This window comes from Microbacterium sp. ANT_H45B (assembly GCF_008369345.1).
Classification (GTDB): Bacteria; Actinomycetota; Actinomycetes; order Actinomycetales; family Microbacteriaceae; genus Microbacterium.
On sequence record NZ_VOBK01000001.1, the window covers coordinates 899642 to 924230 of the forward strand.

General features: G+C 67.8%; 20 protein-coding genes. 12 read left to right on the top strand and 8 right to left on the bottom strand.

The genetic code is table 11. The features are described 5' to 3' along the window. Positions 1-57 precede the first annotated feature (57 nt). Positions 58-1404, bottom strand: coding sequence for a mannitol dehydrogenase family protein (locus FQ142_RS04305; protein ID WP_149422366.1), 1347 nt, complete (start codon positions 1402-1404; stop codon positions 58-60). Further along, positions 1401-2795: a glucuronate isomerase gene (uxaC, locus tag FQ142_RS04310; RefSeq protein WP_149422367.1), complete on the bottom strand. Its 1395-nt coding sequence runs from the start codon at positions 2793-2795 to the stop codon at positions 1401-1403. The genes FQ142_RS04305 and uxaC overlap by 4 nt, the downstream gene beginning before the upstream one ends. Before the next feature lie 179 nt (positions 2796-2974). Between uxaC and manD the strand changes: the two genes are divergently transcribed. The 6 genes from manD to FQ142_RS04340 all read left to right on the top strand — a co-directional run bounded on the left by manD (position 2975) and on the right by FQ142_RS04340 (position 10209). After that, positions 2975-4213, top strand: coding sequence for a D-mannonate dehydratase ManD (gene manD, locus FQ142_RS04315; protein WP_149422368.1), 1239 nt, complete (start codon positions 2975-2977; stop codon positions 4211-4213). A gap of 121 nt (positions 4214-4334) precedes the next feature. After that, the gene (uidA, locus tag FQ142_RS04320) at positions 4335-6098 is read left to right on the top strand and encodes a beta-glucuronidase (protein WP_149422369.1); all 1764 of its coding nucleotides are present in this window, start codon (positions 4335-4337) and stop codon (positions 6096-6098) included. Between the two features lie 189 nt (positions 6099-6287). Continuing rightward, positions 6288-7841: an ABC transporter substrate-binding protein gene (locus FQ142_RS04325; protein WP_149422370.1), complete on the top strand. Its 1554-nt coding sequence runs from the start codon at positions 6288-6290 to the stop codon at positions 7839-7841. A 150-nt stretch (positions 7842-7991) separates the two neighbouring features. Continuing rightward, positions 7992-9248, top strand: coding sequence for a flavin-dependent oxidoreductase (locus FQ142_RS04330; RefSeq protein WP_149422371.1), 1257 nt, complete (start codon positions 7992-7994; stop codon positions 9246-9248). Next, a complete protein-coding gene (locus tag FQ142_RS04335; RefSeq protein WP_149422372.1) occupies positions 9245-9739 on the top strand; it encodes a MarR family winged helix-turn-helix transcriptional regulator in 495 nt (164 codons plus the stop codon). The genes FQ142_RS04330 and FQ142_RS04335 overlap by 4 nt, the downstream gene beginning before the upstream one ends. Next, the gene (locus FQ142_RS04340) at positions 9736-10209 is read left to right on the top strand and encodes a DUF3237 domain-containing protein (protein WP_149422373.1); all 474 of its coding nucleotides are present in this window, start codon (positions 9736-9738) and stop codon (positions 10207-10209) included. The genes FQ142_RS04335 and FQ142_RS04340 overlap by 4 nt, the downstream gene beginning before the upstream one ends. A gap of 25 nt (positions 10210-10234) precedes the next feature. On the opposite strand, the gene FQ142_RS04345 is transcribed toward FQ142_RS04340, so the two are convergent. Next, the gene (locus FQ142_RS04345) at positions 10235-11254 is read right to left on the bottom strand and encodes a LacI family DNA-binding transcriptional regulator (protein ID WP_149422374.1); all 1020 of its coding nucleotides are present in this window, start codon (positions 11252-11254) and stop codon (positions 10235-10237) included. 147 nt (positions 11255-11401) lie between these two features. On the opposite strand from FQ142_RS04345, the gene FQ142_RS04350 reads away from it, so the two are divergent. Both FQ142_RS04350 and FQ142_RS04355 read left to right on the top strand, forming a co-directional pair. Further along, positions 11402-12874 carry an APC family permease gene (locus tag FQ142_RS04350; protein WP_149422375.1) on the top strand — a complete coding sequence of 491 codons (1473 nt, stop codon included), beginning with the start codon at positions 11402-11404 and terminating at the stop codon, positions 12872-12874. Continuing rightward, positions 12871-14529, top strand: a complete 1659-nt coding sequence (locus FQ142_RS04355) for an amidohydrolase (RefSeq protein WP_149422376.1) — start codon at positions 12871-12873, stop codon at positions 14527-14529. The genes FQ142_RS04350 and FQ142_RS04355 overlap by 4 nt, the downstream gene beginning before the upstream one ends. Here the strand turns inward: FQ142_RS04355 and FQ142_RS17415 are convergent. The 5 genes from FQ142_RS17415 to FQ142_RS04375 all read right to left on the bottom strand — a co-directional run bounded on the left by FQ142_RS17415 (position 14489) and on the right by FQ142_RS04375 (position 19444). After that, positions 14489-14659, bottom strand: a complete 171-nt coding sequence (locus FQ142_RS17415) for a hypothetical protein (RefSeq protein WP_188042304.1) — start codon at positions 14657-14659, stop codon at positions 14489-14491. The two genes, FQ142_RS04355 and FQ142_RS17415, sit on opposite strands and share 41 nt — an antisense overlap. Positions 14660-14735: 76 nt before the next feature. After that, the gene (locus tag FQ142_RS04360; RefSeq protein WP_316502124.1) at positions 14736-16286 is read right to left on the bottom strand and encodes a glycoside hydrolase family 32 protein; all 1551 of its coding nucleotides are present in this window, start codon (positions 16284-16286) and stop codon (positions 14736-14738) included. Beyond that, positions 16283-17116, bottom strand: coding sequence for a carbohydrate ABC transporter permease (locus tag FQ142_RS04365; RefSeq protein ID WP_149422378.1), 834 nt, complete (start codon positions 17114-17116; stop codon positions 16283-16285). The genes FQ142_RS04360 and FQ142_RS04365 overlap by 4 nt, the downstream gene beginning before the upstream one ends. A 7-nt stretch (positions 17117-17123) precedes the next feature. After that, the gene (locus FQ142_RS04370; protein WP_223145267.1) at positions 17124-18062 is read right to left on the bottom strand and encodes a carbohydrate ABC transporter permease; all 939 of its coding nucleotides are present in this window, start codon (positions 18060-18062) and stop codon (positions 17124-17126) included. After that, positions 18062-19444 (bottom strand): extracellular solute-binding protein, encoded by a 1383-nt coding sequence (locus tag FQ142_RS04375; RefSeq protein ID WP_149422379.1) that lies wholly within the window; start codon positions 19442-19444, stop codon positions 18062-18064. The genes FQ142_RS04370 and FQ142_RS04375 overlap by 1 nt, the downstream gene beginning before the upstream one ends. 195 nt (positions 19445-19639) lie before the next feature. Here FQ142_RS04375 and FQ142_RS04380 point away from each other — a divergent pair, with 195 nt between their 5' ends. The 4 genes from FQ142_RS04380 to FQ142_RS04395 all read left to right on the top strand — a co-directional run bounded on the left by FQ142_RS04380 (position 19640) and on the right by FQ142_RS04395 (position 24589). Further along, a complete protein-coding gene (locus FQ142_RS04380) occupies positions 19640-20665 on the top strand; it encodes a LacI family DNA-binding transcriptional regulator (protein WP_149422380.1) in 1026 nt (341 codons plus the stop codon). A 118-nt stretch (positions 20666-20783) separates the two neighbouring features. Then, on the top strand, positions 20784-21767 hold the full coding sequence (locus FQ142_RS04385) for a LacI family DNA-binding transcriptional regulator (protein WP_188042305.1): 984 nt from the start codon (positions 20784-20786) through the stop codon (positions 21765-21767). 84 nt (positions 21768-21851) lie between these two features. Beyond that, entirely contained in the window at positions 21852-23519 is a 1668-nt protein-coding gene (locus FQ142_RS04390) for an ABC transporter substrate-binding protein (RefSeq protein ID WP_149422382.1), read from the top strand. Between the two features lie 95 nt (positions 23520-23614). Further along, positions 23615-24589, top strand: a complete 975-nt coding sequence (locus FQ142_RS04395; protein ID WP_056415664.1) for an ABC transporter permease — start codon at positions 23615-23617, stop codon at positions 24587-24589.

Here is a 24589-nt window from a genome sequence, read left to right on the forward strand (position 1 = left end):
TGTCCTGGTTCGATCCCGAGAGGTGATGCGGATGGAGGGTGCGAGAGGCTGTGGTCATCATGTTCGCACCGGGGAGAACGTGTTCATCGCCGTCTCGACGGAGGACACGAACGCGGCACTCGCGGCGAGTGCGGGTGACACCGCTCCGACCATGGTCGAGATGTCCGCGTCGGGAGGCGTCGGTGAGCCGAGCAGCCCGTCGCGGCCCGCCTGGATCCAGGCGGCCACCGCTGTCGCGCCGCCGGGAGCCGAGCGCCCGGCGGCCAGTTCGCGAAGTGCCACCGGAGCCACCCGCAGCGCGAGCTTCAGCTGCGAGTGGAGGGCGATCTGACTCAGGCGATGCTCTATGCGTCGGTTCGCGAACCTGCTGACGAGGTCGGCGCGATAGCGATCGGGATCGACGGAGGAGGGGAGATGCGCGGCCGCCTCGTCCCAGAACGTCTCGACAGCCCGCCGGCACTCGTCGTCGACGATGGCGTCGGCGACCGAGACGTGTCCGCGCAGCAGCCCGAGGCAGGCGAGCAGCGTGTGCGCGCCGTTCAGCATCCACAGCTTGCGGTCCTCCCACGGTGCCAGCTCGTCGACGAACGTCGCTCCGGCGGTGTGCCACTCCGGGCGGCCCGCGGGGAAATCGCCCTGGATCACCCAGTCGCTGAACGGCTCGGCGATGACCGGCGCCCGATCACCCAGAGGAGCTCCCAGCTCCGCGAGCTCCTCGTCCGATACGCTCGGGGTGATGCGGTCGACCGAGCTCGACGGGAACGACGCCGTCTGCGCGAGCCAGGTGCCGAAGGCCTCGTCGATGCTGTGCGCCCACGAGAGGAGCCCGCGGCGCAGCATCCCGCCGTTGTCCGGCAGGTTGTCGCACGACATCACCGCTACGGCACCCGCTCCCGAACGTCGTCTGTGCTCAAGGGCGAGCAGCAGGCGTCCGAGGGCTGTGGTCGTCGTGGCGGTCTTCGGGTCGGCGCCCCGGAGGATCACGTCGCGCAGGGCCGCGTCGTCGGACACGACCTCGGGGTCGTCCGCGTCGTGCAGGCCGTCCGCAGCGAGCCGATAGCCTCTCTCGGTCACCGTCAGCGAGATGATGGCCGTGTCCGGCGCCGCGACATCGTCGAGGAACTCGGGCAGTTCGTCTCCCGATCGCGCACTCACGATGCTGGACACGACCTGCATCCGGTCGCCCTCGTCGCCGCGCTCGACCAGGGTGTAGAGGCCGTCCTGTGCCGACAGCGCGTCGGCGAGAGCGCGCGAGCGACCCGTGTAGGCGGAGATGCCCCATCGGTCGGAATCGGCGGAGCGATCGGTGTACCAGGCGAGGTGGGAGCGGCTGAACGCGCCAAGCCCCAGGTGCACGATCCGCACCGGCGGAGCGCTCGCGGAGCGGCTCAGGAGCGCGGTCACAGCTTGAACACCCGTCTCGGGAGTGCATCGACGGACTCGCCGATCACCCGCCGCGCTGCGGCCTCCGACAGTCGGCCCTCGCCGACGAGACGGGCGAGGAACGCCGCATCGGCCCGGCGAGCGGTGTCATGCCGTGCAGGGATCGAGAGGAAGGCGCGGGTGTCGTCGATGAATCCCGAGCTGCGGGTGAACCCGGCGGTCTCGGTGACGGCTGAGCGGAATCTGTTCATCGCATCGGGAGCGTCGAGGAACCACCAGGGTGCTCCGACGTAGACCGAGGGGTAGAAGCCCGCGAGGGGCGCGAGTTCCCGCGAGTACGCGGTCTCATCGACGGTGAACAGCACCAGGTGCAGGTCGCGGGCGAGTCCGAAGCGCTCGAGGAGCGGGCGAAGCCCGCGTGTGAAGTCCGTGGACACCGGGATGTCGTGGCCCGAGTCAGGGCCGAACGAGCGGAAGGTCGCGGTGCTGTGATTGCGGAGGACGCCGGCGTGCACGGTCATCACCAGCCCGTCGTCGACGCTCATTCCGGCCATCTGCAGCAGCATGTGGCCCCGGAACACGCGCCGCTCCTGCGCTGTCGCCGAGCCGGCCCGCACCGACGAGAAGAGCGCGTCCGCGTCGTGCGGATCGAGGTCGACCGTGAAGGGCTCTTCCACGCCGTGATCGGCGGAGACCGCACCATGGGCGATGAAGTGCGCACGTCGAGCGCGTAGGGCCTCGAGATAACCGGCGAACGTCGGCGGCTGGGACTCCGCTTCGAGCAGGCGGGCGACGCCGTCGGCGAAGCCCTCCGCGTCGGGATCGACGTAACGGTCGGGACGGAAGGTCGGCAGGACCCTGCCGCCGACGGCTCCGCGGAGCGCGTCGTGCTCGGCGAGGTCGGAGAGGGGGTCGTCGGTGGTCGCCAGCACGTCGATGCCGAAGGAGTCGAAGAGTGCGCGGGGGCGGAACTCCGGGGTGCGCAGCAGTGCGGCCACGCGCTCGTACTGACGGTCGGCGTTGGCTTCGCTGAGGTCTTCATCGAAGCCCAGCAGCCCGAAGAACTCCTCTCGCAGCCAGTGCGCCGACGCGGTGCCCTCGAGGACGTGCCAGTGGGCGGCGAAGATCCTCCAGGCGTCGCGCGGATCCACCTGATGACCCCCCAGGCCCAGACGGTCGAGGTCGACACCGGAGGCGTGCAGCAGGCGGGTGATGTAGTGATCGTCGCGCAGCAACAGGCTCGTCGGATTCTCGAACGGCTCGTCGTGCGACAGCCACTCGACGGGGACATGGCCGTGCGGCGAGATGATCGGGGCGCCCGCGACGGATTCGTAGAGATCCCGGGAGATCGCGCGAGTGCGCGGATCGACGGGGAAGAGGCGATCCGGGTCACGGCGTCGTGGCTGAAGCATGCGGATCAGTCTGGCTCTTTGGCAATCGAATGTCAATCGGTTGCCGTGCTGTTTTCAGCGATATTGGGGAATACCGCCTGCTGTGCGGCAATCGCTTGCCAATGATCGGTCATCATGATTCACTGAAGTTTCCACCGCAGCGCCGCGGCTCTCGTCGGCGCCGATCGAAGGACAGCAGAATGGTCATCACCTCAGCCGAAGTCATCGTCACGAGCCCGGACAGGAACTTCGTGACACTCAAGCTCACGACCGATGACGGGCACACCGGACTCGGCGACGCCACCCTGAACGGACGCGAGCAGGCAGTGGTCGCGTACCTCGCCGAGCACGTCGTGCCGCTGCTGCTCGGACGAGACGCGCACAGCATCGAGGACACCTGGCAGTTCCTCTACCGCTCCGCCTACTGGCGCCGGGGGCCGGTCACCATGGCCGCGATCGCCGCCGTCGACATGGCGCTCTGGGACATCAAGGGCAAGGCTGCGGGCCTGCCGGTGTACCAGCTCCTCGGTGGGGCCTCGCGACGAGGGCTCCTGGCCTACGGCCACGCCAGCGGACGTGACCTGCCCGAACTCTTCGACAGTGTTCGTGCGCACCTCGAGAAGGGGTACCGCGCCATCCGGATCCAGTCCGCGGTCCCCGGCCTGACGTCGATCTACGGGATCGCCTCCAACGCCACGTACGAGGCGAACAGCGGAGTGCGCTACGACCACGAGCCCGCGCAGCGCGGAGGTCTGCCGAACGAGGAGGACTGGGACACGCGTAGCTACCTGCGGCACATGCCGACCGTCTTCGAGGCGGTGCGCAACGAGTTCGGTCCCGAGCTGCCGCTGCTGCACGACGGACACCACAGGATGACGCCCATCCAGGCGGCGCAGCTCGGCAAGAGCCTCGAGCCCTACGACCTGTTCTGGCTGGAGGACTGCACCCCGGCGGAGAATCAGGAGGCCCTGCGTCTCGTGCGTCAGCACACCACCACGCCCCTGGCGATCGGCGAGATCTTCAACACCGTCTGGGACTACCAGCAGATCATCCGGGAGCAGCTGATCGACTACGTCCGCTCCGCCGTGACGCACACCGGTGGCATCACCCACCTCAAGAAGGTGCTCGACTACGCGGCGCAGTACCAGATCAAGTCGGGGATGCACGGTCCGACCGACATCTCTCCGGTGGGCATGGCTGCGGCGATGCATCTGGGACTGTCGATCCACAACTTCGGCATCCAGGAGTACATGGAGCACGGGCAGAAGACCGACGCGGTCTTCCAGCAGAGCTTCTCCTGGGTCGACGGGCATCTGCACCCGGGAGAGGCTCCCGGCCTGGGCGTCGAGCTCGACATGGACGAGGCCGGCCGCTATCCGTACCAGCGCGCCTATCTGCCCTTCAACCGCCTCGCCGACGGCACGGTGCACGATTGGTGACCTCGCCGACGTCGCGCGATCTCCGAGATGATGGAGATGACCGGTCGACGGATCTGGATCGATTCACTGTTGGCAACCGATTGACAAAATGCACCGCTCCCGGCGGTCGAGAGGATGCATCATGCTGACCCCCCGAAGCACGCCCTCCCGCGACATCCGATCCCTCGACGGGCTGTGGCTCTTCGCTCTGGATCATGAGGTGTCCGAGACGCCGTGGACCACGACGCTGCCGGTGACTCGGCAGGCACCCGTCCCCTCCAGCTACAACGACGTCTTCGTCGACCCCGCGATCCGCGACCACGTGGGCGTCGTGTGGTACCAGCGCGAGATCGCGGTGCCGGCGACGTGGCGGGACGAGCGGATCGTGCTGCGCGTCGATGCCGCCACCCACAGGGGCGCGGTCTACGTGGGCGACACCCTGGTGGTGGAGCACGACGGCGGCTACACGCCCTTCGAAGCCGACATCACGGATCACGTCGAGGCGGGGACCGCCGTCCGCGTCTCGATCGCCGTCGACAACCGGCTCACGTGGGAGACGATCCCGCCAGGGCTCGTGGTCCCCGGTGAGAACGGTCGGGACACGCAGGTGTACCGCCACGACTTCTTCAATTACGGGGGCCTGCCTCGGAGCGTGCGGCTCTACTCCACCCCGCGGCAGCACATCACCGACATCCGGGTGGACACGGCGGTACGGGATGACGGCGTCGCCGTCGTCGCGTACACCGCCGGGCTCAGCACGGAGATGCCCGTGTCGGTGACGCTCGTGGACGAGGAGGGCGTCGAGGTCGGCCGCTCTCTCGGATCGACCGGCGAGATCATCGTCGACTCGCCGCACCTGTGGCAGCCGGGCGCGGCCTATCTCTACGACCTGGTGGTCCGCGCCGAGGGCGACTCGCGTGATGAGTACACGCTGCCCGTCGGCATCCGCACGGTCGAGGTGCGAGGGCAGCAGTTCCTCATCAACGGCGAGCCGTTCTACTTCACGGGGTTCGGCAAGCACGAGGACGCGGACATCAGAGGCAAGGGTCATGACAACGCCGTCATGGTGCGGGACTTCGAGCTCCTGGGGTGGATCGGGGCCAACTCGTTCCGCACCTCGCACTACCCGTACGCGGAGGAATGGCTCGACTACGCGGACCGACACGGGATCGTCGTCATCGACGAGACCGCGGCCGTCGGTCTGAACATCAACATGGCGGCGGGACTGCTGGGCGGAGCGACGCAGCCCACGTTCTCGCCGGAGACCATGAACGACCGCACCCGGGAGTCGCACGCGCAGGGTATCCGCGAGCTCATCGCGCGGGATGCGAATCACCCGTCGGTGGTCATGTGGTGCATCGCGAACGAGCCGGCGTCGGCCGAAGACGGGGTGCGCGAGTACTTCGAGCCCCTGGTGCAGCTCACCCGAGAGCTCGATCCCTCGCGCCCCGTCACCTTCGCGAACCAGGGTGCCGCGCGCTATGACAACGACCTCATCGTCGACCTCTTCGATGTCATCTGCCTGAACCGGTACTTCGGCTGGTACGAGACGACCGGCGACCTGGTGGCGGCAGAGAAGGCTCTCGAGGAGGAGTTGACGGGGTGGGCGGCGCATCACGACAAGCCGATCATCATGACCGAGTACGGCGTCGACACGCTCAGCGGGCTGCACAGTGTCGCCGAGGTGCCCTGGACGGAGGAATACCAGATCGCGTTCCTGGAGATGTATCACCGGGTGTTCGACCGGATCGACGCCGTCGTCGGTGAGCAGATCTGGAACTTCGCCGACTTCCAGACGACGGTCGGCATCTTCCGCGTCGACGGGAACAAGAAGGGCGTCTTCACTCGGGATCGCCGGCCGAAGTCGGTGGCTCGGGTCCTGCGGCAGCGCTGGTCGGACGGCTGATCGGCAGCTCTCGGAACGGACGGACGGATGACGGGGCGGCTCCTGCGATCGCGCAGGGGTCGCCCCTTTGCGCGCGCGGGCGGAGCGGGTCGTCATAGTGTTGGCAATCGGTTGTCAAAATCGCCGATACGTGGTTGACTGTCGTCATTCGGGCAACGTCAGCCCGTTACGACGAAGGAGTCTCGCATCATGCGCACCAGTTCACAGCGTCGATCTGCGCGTGCCGCCACGGCAATCGCCGCAGCTCTCGCCCTCGCACTGAGCATCACCGCCTGCAGCAGCCCGAGCGGGGGGCAGTCCGAGGGCCAGTCGAACGACAGCGCCACGCTCACCCTGGCGATCCAGGCGCCGCCCCCCTCGCTGGACCCCGCCCAGCTCGACGAGGGAACCGGGACGTTCATCTGGTCCTCGCTGTTCGACACGCTCCTGAAGGTCGACAACGAAGGGAAGATCGTCCCCAACGCCGCAGAGTCGTGGGAGTACTCGGAAGATCTGCTCACGCTCACTCTCACTCTCCGCGACGATCTGACCTTCAGCACGGGCGGCGCCGTGACCGCTCAGGACGTGGCCGACACGCTCAACCGCACTCGCGAGACCCCCGGGCAGCAGCAGCCGAAGCTGAGCTCCGTCGAGTCCGTCGAGGCGCCGGATGACGTGACCGTGGTGCTCAATCTCTCGAAGCCCGACCCGGTGCTGGTGAACTATCTCGCCCAGGCCACCGGAGTCATCGGAGATCCCGCCGTGCTCGACGATGCCGAGAGCGCCGTCCGTCCCACCGGATCCGGTCCGTACGAGCTCGCAGACTCGACGGTCGACGGCACCTCCTACGTCCTGCAGCGTCGCGACGACTACTGGAACGCCGAGGCGTATCCCTTCGAGACCGTCACGGTCCGCGTGATCCAGGACTCCACCGCGATCTTCAACGCGCTCGTCGCCGGCGAGATCAACGCGGCCAACATCCAGGCCCCGCAGCTCGAGCAGGCGAAGAGCTCCAACCTCACCGTGGCGCAGATCGGCTCGGCGGCGACGATCCTCCTGCTCCTCGCAGACCGGGAGGGGGCGATCCAGCCGGCGCTCGGAGACGAGCGCGTGCGGCAGGCGCTCAACATGGCGTTCGATCGCCAGCTCTATGTGGACACTCTCTTCGCGGGCATCGCGGAGCCGACCGAGCAGAACTTCAACATGAACGGCGCCGCGTACGACGCCTCGCTCGAAGACACCTATCCGTTCGACCCCGAGGCGGCCCGCGAGCTGCTGGCCGACGCCGGATACCCCGACGGATTCACGCTGACGATGCCGAGCACGCTCGTGTCGCAGAACTACGAGCCCGCGATCACGCAGTCCCTCGGTGACATCGGGGTGACGGTGCAGTGGGAGCCGGTGCCGCCGCAGAACATCGCCAGCTCGCTGACCGGTGGTCAGTACGCGGCGGTCGTCTGGGCCGAGGGCACGAACCTCGCCGGTCGAGAGATGGCGAACCACTTCTCTCCGAACGGCTTCCTGAACCCCTTCAACTGGGAGACGCCCGAGTTCGACGAGATGCTCACGGCGATCGCCGCCGAGTCGGACCTCGACGCACAGGCGGAGCTCTACAAGAAGGCCAGCGCCTACACCGTGGAGCATGCTCTGAACGCCCCGATCGCCTCGTTGGGTGCGCTGTGGGCGACCTCGAAGGACGTCGAAGTGGCGACCGAGGTGAACGTGCCGAAGACCGTGCGGATGTTCGCCCCGTCGGGCGACTGACTCGCGACAGCAGGGCACCCGCGCCTCAGGCGCGGGTGCCCTGTGCGATCGCGGCGACGCCGCCGAGCGATTCCTGACCCTTGCGCCCATGTAGTTTTGTTGCAAAACTACGTGGGGCGGCTCACGGTGAGTCGCAGCCAGGAGCGATCAATGAAGATCATCATCATCGGGGCGGGCATCGGCGGACTCGCCGCGGCCGTCAGTCTGCACGAGGCCGGACTGCGCGACGTCACCGTCTACGAGCGCAGCACCGCGATCCGCGGCCTCGGGGTCGGCATCAACCTGCTGCCGCACGCGCTGCGCGAACTCACCGAGCTCGGCATCGCCGACACGATAGCCGAGCTGGGTGTCGAGCCGCGGACTCTCGCCTATTACAACCGTGTCGGGCAGCCGATCTGGAGCGAGCCGCGCGGCATCGCGGCGGGCTACCGCTGGCCGCAGCTGTCGGTGCATCGAGGTCGGCTCCAGCTCGCGCTGCGCGACCTCGCAGAGGCTCGTCTCGCCGAGCCCATCCGCCTCGATCACCGTCTCATCGACATCGCTCGCAACGACGACGGCACCGAGACCGCGCGCTTCGCCACCGGCGGCGGCACAGTCGAGGACACGGCAGACGTGATCATCGGCGCCGACGGGATCCACTCCGCACTGCGCGCGCTGCGATACCCCGCCGAGGGGGCGCCGCCGTGGAGCGGCCTCACCCTGTGGCGCGGGGTGACCCGGATCCCGGCGTTCCTCGACGGACGCACCATGATCATGGCGGGCGACGGCGAGCAGAAGTTCGTCGCCTACCCGCTCGCCCCCGTCGACGCCGACGGCCGGATGCCGGTGAACTTCATCGCCGAGCGTCGCGTCGGCGGATCAGGAGACGCGGACTGGAACCGCGCCGTCGACCCCGCGCCGATCGCCGAGCTGTTCCGGGACTGGCGCTTCGACTGGCTCGATGTGCCGGCGGCCATCGCCACCGCGGACGAGATCCTCGAATACCCCATGGTCGACCGAGACGCCCTGCCGCAGTGGACGTTCGGTCGCACCACGCTGCTCGGCGACGCGGCCCACGCGATGTACCCGAACGGGTCGAACGGCGGCTCGCAGGCGATCCTCGATGCCCGCACCCTCGCCTTCCACCTGGCCACGGCAGGAGGCATCGATGAGGCGCTCGCCGCGTACGAGCAGGCGCGGCGTCCTGCGATGACCGCGCTGCTCGCCGGCACGCGTGCCACCGGACCCGAGCGGGTGATGCAGCTCGCTCGAGAGCGGGCCCCGCACGGATTCGCCGACATCGACGATGTGATCCCGTACGCCGAACGCGAGCGGATCGCCGTCGACTACAAGACCGCAGCGGGCTTCCTGCCCGAGACCCTCAACGAGCGCCCCTCGCTCACGCCGGCATCGGCGGTGACGCCATGAGCGATCTCGACGCGGGCAGGCTCGCCGCCGTCATCTCCCCGCTGCGCCGCGCACTGCTCGCCGCGACACGCGCAGAGGCCCGCTTGCCGGAGCTGTCGGATGCGCAGATCGACGTGATCCGCGCGCTCCCTCGGGGCACGTCTCGAGGCCCGGCCGAGATCGCCGACCGGCTGCGTCTGAGCCGCTCGACCGTGAGCAACCTGCTCGGCGCGATGGAGGGTGACGGTCTCGTCGAGCGGACTCCCGCTCCGACAGACGGTCGGCGGGTCGTGGTGCGGGCCTCGGCGGCCGCACTCGACCTGTTCGACCGGTTCGACGCGGCGAACTCCGCGCTCGTCGCTCAGGCGTCGGCGCGGCTGGAGCCCGGGGAGCGGGCGGCACTCGATGCGGCTCTCCCCGTTCTCGAAAGGCTCTGCGCCGTGCTCGCCGGCACGGAGTCGCCGCCCGCGACGCCAGATACGGCTGCCCCAGCTGAGGAGCCGATCCGATGACATCGCACGACGAGCTTCCGCGTCCCGGCCTCGAGATCGCGTTCGACGTCACCGTGGATCTCGGTCCGCTCGAAGACCACCTCGTCACCAGCGTCGGTCATCGTCGTGTGGTGCCGATCCTCGGCGGAAGGGTCACCGGCGGGGTCGAGGCCGAGATCCTGCCGGGGGGCGCCGACTGGCAGATCGTGCGTGCTGACGGCACGATCGAGATCGACGGTCGCTATACCGCTCGCACCGCAGGCGGCGACCTGCTTCTGCTCCACGCCACAGGCCTGCGCACCGGCACCCCGGACATCCTCGAACGGCTGGGTCGAGGCGAAGAGGTCGACCCCGGCTCGTACTACTTCCGCACCACGGTGCAGATCGAGACGGCGGCACCGGGGCTCGCGCACCTGCAGCGTGCCCTGTTCCTCGCGGTGGCCCAACGGCAGGCGAACGCCGTGCGCTACCGCGCCTATCGGGTGAGCTAGCGGCGGGCTCGGGCGTCGGCAGATCTCAGGATCGTGCGTGTCCGACGGGGCGGGTCGATGCGCGCTCGCGATAGATCAGGTCGAACCACTCGGTGCCGCGCACGGAGTCATCGGCCTTCTCGATCAGCGAGATGAGCATCTCGCCCGCTCGCATCCCGGCATCCTTGGCGCGCAGATCGAGAGCCGAGATGGGAGGCTGCACGATCTGCAGTGCGGGACTGTCGTTGTACGCGACGAGCTGGACATCGTCGGGGACGGAGTGGCCGAGTTCGCGGAGCGTCGAGAGGATGCCGACGCCGAGACCCTCGGGGAGGCACACGATCGCGTCGACATCGGGGTGAGCGTCGTGCAGGCCCCGGATCATCGTGTGCAGTTCCTCAGCCGAAGGGACGCCGTGGAGGTCGATGAACCTGACGGTGATACCGGTGGCGTCCGCCCAGTCCGCGGCCGCGTCGGCGGCGAGCCGCGCCCACATCTGATCGATCATGGGCCGCACCACGGCGATCGACGTCGCTCCGCTCGCACGCAGCCGATCGAGCAGCCGATCCATCGCGGTGCGATGATCGCCCGCCAGCGCCACGGTGGGTTCGGGCATCCCCGGAGGCACCAGCTCGGAGGTCACGACCGGGCGCCCGGATTCGAGGATCGCACGGGCGAGCTCGTCGTCGCCGATCACATCGGTCATCACGAATCCGTCGACGTGGAGGGTTCGAGCCTTGGACGCGGGGAACTCGGCGGGAATGAGAGACACCGTCAGCTCTCGATCCTCTGTGCTCTGCACGACGCCGACGGCGAAGTTCATGTAGTACTCCATGAAGTTCATGCCGCGAGGCAACCAGAGTCCGATCGAGCCCGCCCGTGCCTGGCGGAGGTTGCGCGCTCCGCTGTTCGTCGAGTAGCTGAGGGTCTGCGCCGCCTCGAGCACCCGACGTCTCGTCTCGGCGGAGACACGACCGGTGCCGGCGAGCGCGCGGGATGCCGTGCCTCGCGAGATTCCGCACAGATCGGCGACGTCCTGCAGCGTCGCGGCTCGTGTCGATGACATCGTGACCTCCCTGTCGATCCTATGTCGCCGCTGGGTATCAATATTGCCCAATCGATTGCGCAATCGATGTTCCGTGCGCCACACTGTCGTCCAACGACCCGCAGGCGTGTTGCGCAGGTCGGCCACCCGACGGAAGGAAAGCACGCCATGACCCAGCAGACGTCTCTTCGAAACGAGGAGCACACCGGCCAGCTGAAGAAAGCAGCCCTCAGTGCGTGGGGGGTCGTCTTCCTCGTCATATCGGCTGCGGCCCCGTTGAGCGTTCTCGCGGGGATCGGACCCCTGGCTGTCCTGATCGGCGGCGTCTCGGCTCCGATCGTCTACGCCGTCGCGGGCATCGTCCTCGCCGTGTTCGCCGTCGGGTTCCTCTTCATGGCGCGCAACCTCACCGCGATGGGCGGCTTCTACACCTACATCGCGGTCGGCCTCGGCCGCGTGGTCGGACTCGCGGCCGGCTTCCTGGCCTGGATCTCCTACAACCTTCTGCAGATCGGCCTCTGGGGCCTGTTCGGGGTCATGGCGCAGGGCATGTTCGCCACCGTCTTCGGCATCGACGTGCCGTGGTGGCTCCTCGCGGTGATCGGCGCGGTGCTCGTCTTCGCGCTGGCCGTCGCCGGTGTCGATGTGGGGGCGAAGGTGCTGGGAGTGCTCCTGGTCCTCGAGACCATCCTGCTCGTGGTGCTCGCCTCGTCGATCCTCACCCAGCGCGCCGGGCAGCTCGAGTTCGGGACGTTCGCGCCCGAGAACATCTTCACGCCGAGCATGTTCGCCATCCTCGGATTCGGATTCGCCGCGTTCATGGGGTTCGAGTCGACCGTCCTGTACCGCAGTGAGACCCGCGACCCCGATCGTTCGATCCCGCGCGCGACGTACATCGCGGTGGCATTCCTGGCAGTGTTCTACACGGTCACCCTGTGGCTCGTGATCCAGGCATTCGGTGACGGCGAGGTGCAAGGGGTGATCGCTCAGGACCCCGCGGCCTTCTTCTTCACCGCCATGGGAGCGTATGTGGGGGACTGGGGCGTATCGGTGATGTTCGTGCTCATCGTGACGAGCATCTTCGCCGGCCAGCTCGCCTTCCACAACGCGATCAACCGCTACAGCTTCGCGTTGGCGCGCGACGGGATCCTCCCGGCGGCCTTCACCAGGACCAACCGCATGGGGGCGCCGTGGATCGCCGGCGTGATCCAGAGCGTCGTGGCCGTCATCGTCGTCATCGCGTTCGGCACCGCCGGCCTCGACCCGCTCACGCAGCTCGTCATCCTCGTGAACTCGCCCGGCGTCTACGGCATCATCACGCTGCAGCTTCTCGCCTCGATCGCCGTGCTGATCTTCATCATGCGCAACAGGCACCTGGCGCGCCGGTGGTACGTGCTGCCGGCTGCCGTCGTCTCGCTGGTCGCGATGGCCGTGCTGCTCGTCGTCCTGGTGATCACCATCGACTACCTGACGTCGGCGGGTCCCGCGATCAACGCGATCATCCTCGCCGTCGTCCCCGTTGTGCTGCTGCTCGGCGCCGCCTACGCACTCGTCCTCCGCGCCCGCCGACCCGAGGTGTTCGCGCGGATCGGCGGTGCCGATCCTGAGACGGCCCGCGTCGAGAACGGAGAAGCCCGATGACGCGCGACGGCATCGCGGACCTGGTGGTCTTCGCGGGCACGGTGGTCACGATGGACTCCGACCCGGCAACCTCCGACGGGGTCGAGGGAGTGGCCATCGTCGCAGGAGAGGTGGCGGCGGTCGGACGCAGGGCCGCGCTGCAGGCCTGGATCGACGAGACGACCCGGGTGGTCGACCTTCCCGGTGCGGTGATCCTCCCGGGTTTCGTCGACAGCCACATCCATCCGGTGTTCGGCATCGAGCTCACCCGTGGCGCGGATCTCAGCCGGTGCCGCACCCTCGCCGACGTGGAGTCGGCGCTTCGGGGCGAGGTCGCCGGACTGTCCCCCGAGGACTGGCTGCTCGGCTGGGGGCTCGACCCGAACGTGTTCGGCGAAGAGGCCGTCTCCCATGCGGTCCTGAATTCCGTGGCGGGCGAGCGGCCCGCCCGCATCCGCTTCTTCGACGCCCATGCCGCGCTCGCGTCCGATGCGGCACTCGCGCTCGGCGGCGTCACCGGTCGCGAGGAGTTCACCGACGGCTCCCGCGTCGTGACCGACGAGCAGGGCCGCCCCACGGGCTACCTCCTGGAGCTTCAGGCCATCGACCTCGTGGAGAGGGTGCTCCCCCCGCTGAGCTTCGAGCACCGCGTCGATGCCCTCTACGAGGTGCTCCTGAACATGGCCAGGGGTGGATTCACCTCCGGACAGGTGCAGGACCTCGCGCCCGATGCGATCCCGCTGCTGACGGCGATCGAAGAGACGCGCGACCTTCCGATCCGGTTGCGCATGTCGCCCTGGTACGTGCCGGGGACCCCGATCGACGAGGTGGTCCGGCTGGCCGCACTGCAGGGCGCTCATGGTCGGCACTGGGTGGTCGAGGGCGTCAAGCTCATGATCGATGGCACCATCGACAACGGCACGGCCTGGCTGCATGAACCGGATTGTCTCGGAGAGTCCACCACCTCGCTGTGGCTCGACCCCGACCAGTACCGCAACGCCCTCACCGAGCTCGACCGGCGTGGCATCCCCACGACGACGCACGCGATCGGTGACGCCGGGATCGACTTCGTGGTGCGCGCGATCGACGGTCTGACGGAGCACGCGGCGACGCACCGTATCGAGCACATCGAGACGATGACGGATGCCGCACTGGCCGTCTTCATGTCGTCGAAGGCGACCGCGAGCATGCAGCCGACCCACTGCACGCTCTTCACCCGAGCGGATGAGAGCGACAACTGGTCGCGACGTCTGGGCCATGCCCGCGCGGGCCGCGGATTCCGTACCCGTGATCTGGTCCGTGCCGGGATTCCGCTCGCGCTCGGTTCGGACTGGCCCGTCGCGCCGAGCGACGCCGTGGGCATCCTCGCGGATGCACAACTGCGGCGCCCGCACGACGACCCGACCGCGCCGCCTATCGGCCCGGATCAGGCGCTCGATGCGATGACGGCGCTACGCGGGTTGACCGTCGAGCCCTATCGCACCATCGGTCGCACCGGCGGTGTTCTGCGGGCGGGCGCCGTCGCCGACATCACGGTGCTCGACCGCGATCCTCGGACGGCTGATCCCGAGAGCCTGGGCGAGGCCGCGGTGCTGTTGACGATCGTCGACGGTCGTGTCGTGGTCGACGCGGGCGTCAGCGGAGTTCGCGGGTCGAGTAGAGGCGGACGGCGGTGATCGTGCCGATGACGATGACGAGCACGCCGACGGCGACCACCCGTCGGGAGATCGGCAGGATGCCGTAGAGCGTGTAGAGATGGTCGCGCTCGTCGCCGAGGAACGGCCCCGAGAGCATCAGCGATGTCACGAAGGCGGAGGCGTGTCGACGGGGGAGACGCCCGAGTTCGACGGGATGCGCGAGCCGTCGGCGGTTCGCGTGTGGGTCAGCCTCGGGTATCCACCACCTCGGCTCGCGCCCCGCTCAGCGCTCCGCCGACGGCATTGACGGAGTAGGTGCGGTGCGATGCGGCGGGGATCAGTGCGGTGAGCACCCTCTCGCCGTCCTGTGCGAACAGTTCGACAGAGGAGACCCGCTCGTTGAGCGCATCGATCCACACATCCCATCCGATCTCGTCCGGCTGGCCGAGGAGCATCGACGGAGTCCTGGCGAAACCCGGGGGCATCCCCGCACCGGGGCGATCGAGCTCGAGGCGTCCGCTCGCACGGTCCTGACGGATCACGACCGTCTCATCGCGTGACGACGACTCGATGCGCAGCTCGACGCTCTGCGCATCGCCGAACGCCGCGGCGAAGCGGATCCGCGCGGCCCCGGTCAGTCCGTCGGCGAGCACGACGCCGCCGGTCAGGCAGCCCAGCTCGACGTTCTCGGCGGGGTCGACCTCGACCGCCGGCTCCTGCCGCAGCCGCTCGATCCCGTTCTGGTCGCGGGTGAGCGAAAGCCTGCGGGGAAGCGTCATCGCGCTGCGATTCTCGTCGGCGTCGTCGGCGGGGATGCGACCGGCGTACTCCCAGTTGTCCATCCAGGCGATGAGGGTGCGGTCGGGTCGACCGAGACCGTCGAACGTGACGCCGGCGTAGCAGTCCGGTCCGAAATCGATCCACCCGAACTCCTCCAGCTCCTCGCGAGACTGACTCCGGTCCGTCAGCATCGCGGGCTCGGGAGCCGGGTGGGGCGCGCTGGGGTGGAAGACCGTGCCGTCGAAGTCGCCGACGACGTAGTGCGTGCCGGAGCCCCCGGCGATGCCTCCGGGGTTCAGGCTGATCAGCAGCACCCATCGCACGTCGTCGTCATCGCCGTCGACGGCGAGCGGGAACATGTCCGGGCATTCCCAGACGCCGCCGACCGGTCCGGCCGGACCGTACGACGAGAGGAAGGTCCAGGTCTTGAGGTCGTCGGACCGGTGGAACAGCACCTGACGGTCCTGCGCCTCGACCGCGACCATCACCCAGTATCCGTCCCCGCCGTCGTCGTAGCGGAACACCTTCGGGTCGCGGAAGTCGCTCGTGCCGCGGTCGAGCACGGGGTTGCCCGGGTACTTCGTCCAGGCATACCCGCCGTCGGTGCTGTATGCGAGCGCCTGAGCCTGATGCCCCGGTGCCGCAGCCGTGTACAGCGCCACCAGCGGCGGTCGTTCGGCCGTGCCGAATCCCGAGGTGTTGCCGTGGTCCACCACGACGGAGCCCGAGAAGATCTGCGCATCGTCGTCCCAGAGGATCGCCGGATCGTGCTCTGTCCACCGCAGCAGATCGGTGCTCGTCGCATGGCCCCAGCTGAGGTTCGCGTGCGCGATGCCCTGCGGGTTGCACTGGAAGTACAGGTGGTAGCGGCCGTCGTGGAAGACGAGACCGTTGGGATCGTTCATCCAGTTGTGGCGCGGAGAGAAGTGCGTTCGCGGGCTCGTGGTGCGGACCGGGGGAAGGTCAGTGGGGGTCACCGGGGAGGTCGTCTTTCTCGTCGAGGGGGCGTCGGTCACTTGCCGACGCCCGCCGTGAGTCCTTCGCGCAGCGGCTTCTGCCCGAAGAAGAACACCAGCAGCGCAGGGATCATCGAGAGGATCACTCCGGCGAGCACCGTCGAGATGCTTCCGGTGCCGAGATTGCCCTGCAGAGTCACGAGCCCGAGCGGCAACGTGAAGTTCTGATCGCTGATGGTCATGATGAGCGGTCGGAAGAACTCGTTCCAGTGATAGTTGAAGGCGAGGATGCCGACGATCGCGAGGGCCGGCGTCGCCAGCGGCAGGTACACGCCGAAGAACGTGCGCCAGGGACCCGCGCCGTCGAGCTGCGCGGCCTCGCCCAGCTCCGTCGGGATCCCCATGAAGTACTGCCGCATCAGGAACGTGCCGAATGCGGTGGGCAGGGCGGGCACGATGAGCGCCAGGAGGGTGTCGGCGAGCCCCATTCCCCGCACCAGCATGAACACGGGCACGATCGTGACCTGCAGTGGAACCATCATGGTCGCGAGGATCAGGGCGAAGAGGATCTTCTTGCTGCGGAACTCGAACTTGGCGAAGACGTAGCCCGCCATCGCCGCAGAGAGCATCTGCCCGGCGGCGACGAGCATCACCACGAGCGCGCTGTTCCAGGCATACAGCCAGAGCGGGATCTTGGTGAAGACGTCGGCGAACGCTCCGAAGCCCACCGTGACCTCTTGCGTGACGCTGTCTGTGGGCGACAGCGCCGTGACGAGCGTCCAGACGACGGGCCCGAGGGTGAGGAACACCGCCACCCCGAGGATGACGAACTTGCCGCCCGTGCCGAGGCTGTGGGCCCACGAGCGCTTCGTGATGATTGTCGTGGTCATGATGGCCTCACCCGTAGAAGACGAATCGGCGGCTCAGCCGGAACTGGATGGCCGTGACGAGCATGATGAGCAGGGTCAACACGATTCCGATGGCGGAGGCGCCGCCGAAGTCGAGCTCTCGGAAGGCGGACTCGTAGATCACCATGACGGCGGTTCGGGTCTCATCGCCGGGCCCACCTCGCGTGAGCACCCACGGCTGATCGAAGATCTGCAGCGCGTTGATGATGGCCATGACCGATGCGACCAGCAGTGTCGGGCTCACCAGGGGCAGCGTGATCATGCGGAACTGCGTCCATCCGGCGGCGCCGTCGAGGGAGGATGCCTCGTAGACCTCGCTCGGGATCGCCGCGAGGCCCCCGATGAAGAGCAGGAACGTGAAGCCGAAGTTCTGCCACACGTAGACCAGCAGCACCACGACCTTCGCTCCGAAGCCGGTCGTCAGCCACCCGACGTCGGCGATGCCGATCAGGTTGAGTGTCTGGTTCACGAGCCCGAACTCCTGATTGAACAGGTAGGCCATGATCAGGGAGACGGATGCCGCCGACAGGATCAGCGGGAAGAACAGCGACGACCGGAAGAAGGTGCGCAACCATGTCGGCATCTTCGACTGCACGAGGATGGCGAGCACCAGCGCGACCGTCAGCTGCAGGATGACCGCCACGATCACGAAGCCGATGGTGTTCAGGAAAGACACGCGCACCGTCGGGTTCATCGCGAGATCGACGAAGTTGTCGACTCCGACGAACACCGGATCGGAGATGATGTCCCACCGGAAGAAGGCCAGGACGAACGATCCGACGATCGGGACGAGGTTGAACAGCCCGAGGCCGATCACGGTGGGGGCCAGGAAGACCCAGATGATGGACCGCCCCGAGCGGGCGACGGTGCCGGTCTCGCCGCGCGCGCCCGGCGGGACGGTCAGGGTTCGCGTGCTGCTCTCGGGCATCATCGTCCTCCCAGCGCGATCTCGAGATCTCGCTGCATCGTCTCCAGCCCGCGGCGGACGCCGGACGGGCCGTTCGTGATCGTCGACACCACGTTCTTCAGCAACGCCGACTCGACCGCAGCCTGTTGGGGAGGCGCCGGCATCGGGCCGGTGTCGGGGAATCTGTCGAGGGTGTCGTAGAAGACGTCCCAGTGGGCGGGCCCCACCCCGGCGCCGTACAGTTCGGCGTTGAGCGAGCGGCGAGGGAGTGACGAGTCGGGCTTCGGGTGGGCGATCTTCATGCCCTCGACCGAGACGCAGTACTTGAGCCATTCCCAGGCCTCGTCCTTGCGCGGAGAGGTCTCCATGATCGCGTATCCTCCGGCACCGAACTGGTGACGCTGCCCCGCCATCCGGGGGAAGTACGTCACGTCGTAGGCATCGTTCGCGACGCCCGCCTCTTCGAGGCCGCTCACCCAGAATCCGCCCGCGGGGGTCATGCCGACCGCGCCGGTGGAGAACAGGGAGACCAGCTCGTTCCCGCCGCCCTGTGCGGGGTTCGCCGCAAGACCCTCCGAGACCATGCTCTGCAGCACGGAGAAGCTCTCCTCGACGCTCTCGTTCAGCGCATCCGCCTGCTGCCATACGTATCCTCCGCTGCGGGCCGGCTGGTCGGGATAGAAGCGGTTCCAGAACCAGTCGCCTCCGCCGGCCTTCTCCTCGCGGAGGAAGCTGGTGTTGTTGACGTAGAGCCACGGAACGACGCCGCCCCAGAGCCGGTTGTTCCAGAAGTACGGCAGGAACTGCCCCGGCGCGCTCTTCTTCATCGCCCGGGCGGTCGCGAAGAAGTCATCCAGTGTCCAGTTGTCCGCGGGGCGCTCGAGCCCCGCACGCTCCATCGCCTGGGTGCTGTAGAAGACGTTCGCCGCATTGAAGTTGTCGGGCATCTGGAACAGGCTGCCCTGGTACATGAACGCCTCGATGAGCGCCGGGTTCACGTCGTCGAAGTACTCCTGCATGTCCGACGCGTCGCGGCGCACGAAGTCGTCGAGCGGGTGCGCGAGGCGCGAGGCGAAGAGCTGCGCGCCCTCCGTCGCCACCGTGACGACATCCGGAGGCGTGCCCGCCGCGATCATCGTGAGGATCTTCGCGAAGTACTCGCTCCAGTCCTGTCCCTGGATGGCGACGATGCGCACCTCGATGCCGGGGTGTGCGCGCTGGAACCCGTCGACCAGCGCCTGACGCGCGACCGCGTCTTGCGCGGTGCCGAAGAGAGCGACCGTCAGGACATCCTTTCCGCGCCCGGGGATGTCGGCTCCGGTGAGTCGAGGCCACGAGACCACGGTGCCGACGATGCCCAATCCGATGGCGCCGAACAGGGCTCTGCGAGTGAGATCAACCACGATGTTCTCTCCTGAGTGAGTGACTCCGCAGGCGGGAAGCAGTACCCGACCGAAGATGCTGAATTGATTCAGCAGGCCGAGGCTAGCATCGCGGATCGGGGGCTGCAAGTATTCTGCTAAATCAATTCAACGCGCGTCGTTCCGGGGTCGGGGCTGCACTGCCTAAGCTGGAGATGTCACGACAGGAGGATGCCGGTGCCGAACAACGTCGATCGCAGGCCGACGCTCGCCGATGTCGCCGCGCTCTCCGGCATGTCGAAGACCGCGGTCAGCATGATCCTGAACGATCGACCGGGCTCGCGCCTCTCCGTCGATGCCGCACGACGCATCCGCGCCGCCGCCGAGGAGCTCGGGTACCGGCCCAATCCCGCAGCTCAGAGCCTGCGACTCGGAAAGACGAAGACGCTCGGTTTCATCTCCGATCAGATCACCGTGACCCGCTATGCCTCCGAGATGATCCGCGGCCTGCTCTCGGCGGCGAAAGAGCACGGCTACACCGTTCTCATCGCCGAGACCGAGGGCGACGACGCGACGATCTCCGACGAGATCCAGGCCATGATCGACCGACGTGTCGACGGCATCCTGATCGGACTCCTCGGCGCGCGGATGATCGAGGTTCCGCAGATGCCCCAGGACGTCCCTGTCGTGATCGTGAACGGCACGTCGACGACCGGGCACCCCTCGGTGCTGCCGGACGAGCGCACCGCCGGTCACGCGATGGCGCAGCTGCTCACCGACGCCGGGCACCGCCGCATCGGTGTGATCGGCAACAATCCCCTCGCGGTCTCGTCTCCACGGCACTCGGTCACCATCGGGCCGCGGTTCGACGGCATCCACGCCGCCTTCGCCGAGGCGGGCGTTCGGCCGTTCGTCGTCGACGTCCCGGACTGGAACCCCGATGTCGGCTACACCCGCACCCTGCAGATGCTCGATGCCCATCCCGATCTCACGGCGATCCTGGCCGGCAACGACGGCGTGGCGTTCGGCACGTACCAGGCGATCGCGGAGCGCGGGCTGAAGGTGCCGGACGACATCTCCGTCGCGTCGTTCGACGACGAAGAGCTGGCGAGCTTCCAGCGACCGGGCCTGACGACCGCGCGGCTCCCCTATGACGTGATGGGGCGCACTGCCGTCGAGATGCTGCTCGGCGAGATCCCCCTGGGGGCGGTGCTGATCCCCATGCCGGTCATCACGCGATCGTCGATACGCCGCCTGGGCTGACGGAATTGCCGAGCTGCGGATGGAACGCTTGACACTCGTTCTGTCGCGCGTTAGCTTTGGGTCTCACACGTACTAACGCGCGACAGAACGGTCAACGATGACGAAGCGACCCGTCACCATGAGTGATGTAGCCAGAGATCTCGGTCTCTCCCGCTCGGCTGTGTCCTTCGCGTTCAACGACGAGAACCAGGTCTCCGCCGAGACCCGTGACCGCGTGCGGGAGCGGGCGGCCGAGCTCGGGTATCGTCCGAACGCCGGCGCCAGGGCGCTCGCCGGACAGCGCACCGACCTGTTCGGGCTCGTGACCGACATCGTGTCGACCCCCTTCGGCGGCGATCTGATCGCCGGGGCGCAGGACTGGTTCTGGCGCCACGGCAAGTCGCTCATCATCGCCGGTGCGGCGCACATCGAGCGTCCGGACGCCCGGTCGATCGAGATGATGCTCGAGCACCGCGTCGGCGGCATCATCGTCGCCACCACCTGGAACCGGCCCATCGACCTCCCTGCCTCCCTCGACGGGGTTCCTGTCGTGCTCGTCCACTGCTTCGATCCGCTCGGACGCTATTCGACGGTCCTGCCCGACGAGGAGAACGGCGGCTATTCCGCGACGTCGATGCTGCTCGAGGCGCGGCGTCGCCGGGTGGCGTTCATCAATCTGCCGGGCGATCTCGTGGCCGCCGAAGGCCGAGAGGCCGGCTACCGCCGCGCCATGGCCGATGCGGGGATCGCCATCGACCCCGCGCTCATGGTCCGGTCCGGCCCCGAGGCCGAAGACGGCTACCGGGTCGCGATCGAGCTGCTGCGCGATGGCGACATCGACGGACTGTTCTGCGCCAACGACCGCATCGCGATGGGCGCGTACGAGGCCGCGAGGGAACTCGGTCTCCGCATCCCCGAAGACATCTCGATCGTCGGCTTCGACAACCAGGAGATCATCGCCGGATCCTTGCGTCCCGGCCTCTCCTCGGTCGCCCTGCCCTTCCGCGAGATGGGGGAGCGGGGCGCGGAGCTCCTCATGAACGCCGCCGACGGCGAGCCGCCGTCCCACGTGATGGTGGGCTGCCCGCCCATCGCGCGGAATTCGGTCTCGATTCCGACCTGACCCGATCTGACCCGCAGGGTTCCCGCACGATGCGGGCATCCGTCTCGACACCCGAACAGTCCTGTTCAAAGATGAAAGGAAATCATGACTGATTCTCGTTCGCGCCGTTTCTGGCGCGCGTTAGTTGGCGCCACCGCCGTGGTCGGCGCGGCCGCCATGGCACTGTCGGGCTGCGCTCCGGCCCAGTCCGGTGCGAAGTCCGACATGCTCCGCGTCGCCGCTATCGGCAACGCGTCGTTCGTGCAGAACTTCAACCCCTTCTCGCCGACCGCGGTCGCGATGTCGAAGAACGCCGTCTACGAGTCGATGATGGTGACGAACCTCCCCAAGGGCGAGATCGTGCCCTGGCTCGCCTCCGGGTACGAGTGGAGCGACGACGGACTCACGCTCACCTTCACGCTCAACGACGACCTCACCTGGTCCGACGGCGAGGAGCTGACGTCGGAGGACGTGGCGTACTCCTTCGACCTCGCCCGCGAGGTGCTCGGCGAGTCGACCTACGAGTACGTCGACTCGGTCGCGACCCCCGATGACACGACGGTCGCCTTCGCGTTCAACCGTCCCTACACGCCCGGCCTGTATGAGCTGGGTGTTCAGCTGATCGTTCCCGAGCACATCTGGAAGGACGTCGACGACCCGGCGAAGTTCCAGAACTCCGACCCCGTCGCCTCGGGCCCGTTCACCGAGGTCGCCAACTTCTCGGCGCAGTCCTTCGATCTGCTCCGCAACCCGCACTACTGGCAGAAGGACAAGGCCGACTACACCGGCATCCGAGTCATCGCCTACGGCGGAAACGACGCCGCGAACATCGCCGCGATCAACGGCGACATCGACTTCGGCCTCGGCTTCATCCAGGACATCCAGAAGACCTACGTGGATGTCGATCCCGAGCACCGCGGCTACTGGTTCCCGGCCGTCGGCTCCACCATCGCCCTGACGCTCAACACCGCGCAGGGGCCCTACGACGACGTGAACCTCCGCAAGGCGATCAGCATGGGCATCGACCGCGAGGCCGTCGTCGCCAAGGGGATGAACGGCTACACGCACCCCTCCGACTGCACCGGCCTGAGCGACGCGTATGACACGTGGCGCGACGAGGCACTCGTCTCGCAGTGCGACTGGACCACCTACGACGTGGATGCCGCGAATGCGCTGCTCGACTCGTCGGGCTACGAGCGCGGGGCCGACGGCATGCGCGTCACTCCCGACGGAGCACCGCTGGAGTTCAGCATCGGCGTCGGGTCCGCCTCGACCGACTGGATCGCGGTCGCCCAGGTGATCTCCGACAACATGACCGAGCTCGGCATCAGCGCACCGCTGAAGGTGCAGGACTGGTCGCAGATCAACCAGGCGCTGTTCGGCGGTACGTTCCAGGGCAACATCGCCTGGAGCGGCGCGGGCGTCACGCCGTTCGAGTACTACCGCAGCGCGATGTCGTGCCGCACGGTGAAGCCCGTGGGCGAGGAGGCGACCCAGAACTTCCAGCGCTTCTGCAGTGAAGAGGCGGACCAGCTGCTCGATCAGTTCGCCGCGGCCACCAGCGACGAGGAGCAGGCGGCCGTCATGGACAAGCTGCAGGCCGTCTACTCGGAGTCCGCGCCCACCATCCCGCTGTTCCCCGGCCCGGAGTGGGGTGCCTACAACAGCACCAACTTCGTGGGCTGGCCGAGCGAGGACGACCCCTACGCGACGCTGTCGGCCAGCGTCTCGAGCACCGTGATGGTGCTGGCGAACATCCGCCCGCGCGAGTGAGGGCTCCCGGTGGCGGCGCCTCCGCGCCGCCACCGGCACCCTTCTCCATCCGTTCCCCGCCCGCGACCAGCGGCGACCACGTTGAGAGGCATCTGATGGCTTTCGTTCTCCGCAGACTCGGCTACTACCTGATCGCGTTCTGGGCATCCCTCACGATCAACTTCCTGCTCCCGCGCCTGATGCCTGGCGACCCCGTCGGCCGCATGCTCGGTCAGATGCAGAACCTGACCGACGATCAGGTCGCGCAGTTCCGGCACCTGTTCGGTCTCGACGACCGTCCGGTGTGGCAGCAGTACATCCAGTACATCGGCGACGTCTTCACCGGCAACCTCGGCCTCTCGATCTCGCAGTTCCCGACGCCCGTCGTGCAGGTGATCGGCGCGCAGCTCGGGTACACGATCCTTCTCGGCGGCACGGCGCTGGTGATCTCGTTCGTCCTCGGCAACCTGCTGGGCATCTGGGCGGCCTGGCGGCGCGGCGGTGCGCTGGACACCATCTTCCCGCCGCTGCTGGTGTTCACCGGGTCGTTCCCCTACTTCTTCATCGCGATGATCGCGCTGTACCTGTTCGCCGTGACCCTGAAGTGGTTCCCGATCGGTCAGGCGTTCACGCTCGGCACCGTCCCCTCGTTCAGCGGGGAGTTCATCGGCGACCTGATGCTGCACCTCGTCTTGCCCGCCGGCACGATCGTGGCGGTCTCGATCGGCGGATGGATGCTGGGCATGCGCAACACCATGATCGGCACCGCCGCCGAGGACTACATCACGATGGCGCGCGCGAAGGGTCTGACCGAGCGGCGGATCATGTACCGCTACGCGGCCCGCAACGCCATGCTGCCCTCGGTGACCGCCTTCGGGATGTCGATCGGCTTCGTGGTCGGCGGCGCCCTGCTCACCGAGGTCGTCTTCGCCTACCCCGGCATCGGCTATCAGCTGCTCCGGGCCGTGCAGGCGCTGGACTACCCGCTCATGCAGGGCATCTTCCTCACCCTGACCGGCGCCGTGCTGGTCGCCAACTTCCTGATCGACATCTTCTACGTGCGGCTCGACCCGCGTGTGCGAGTGAGGTAA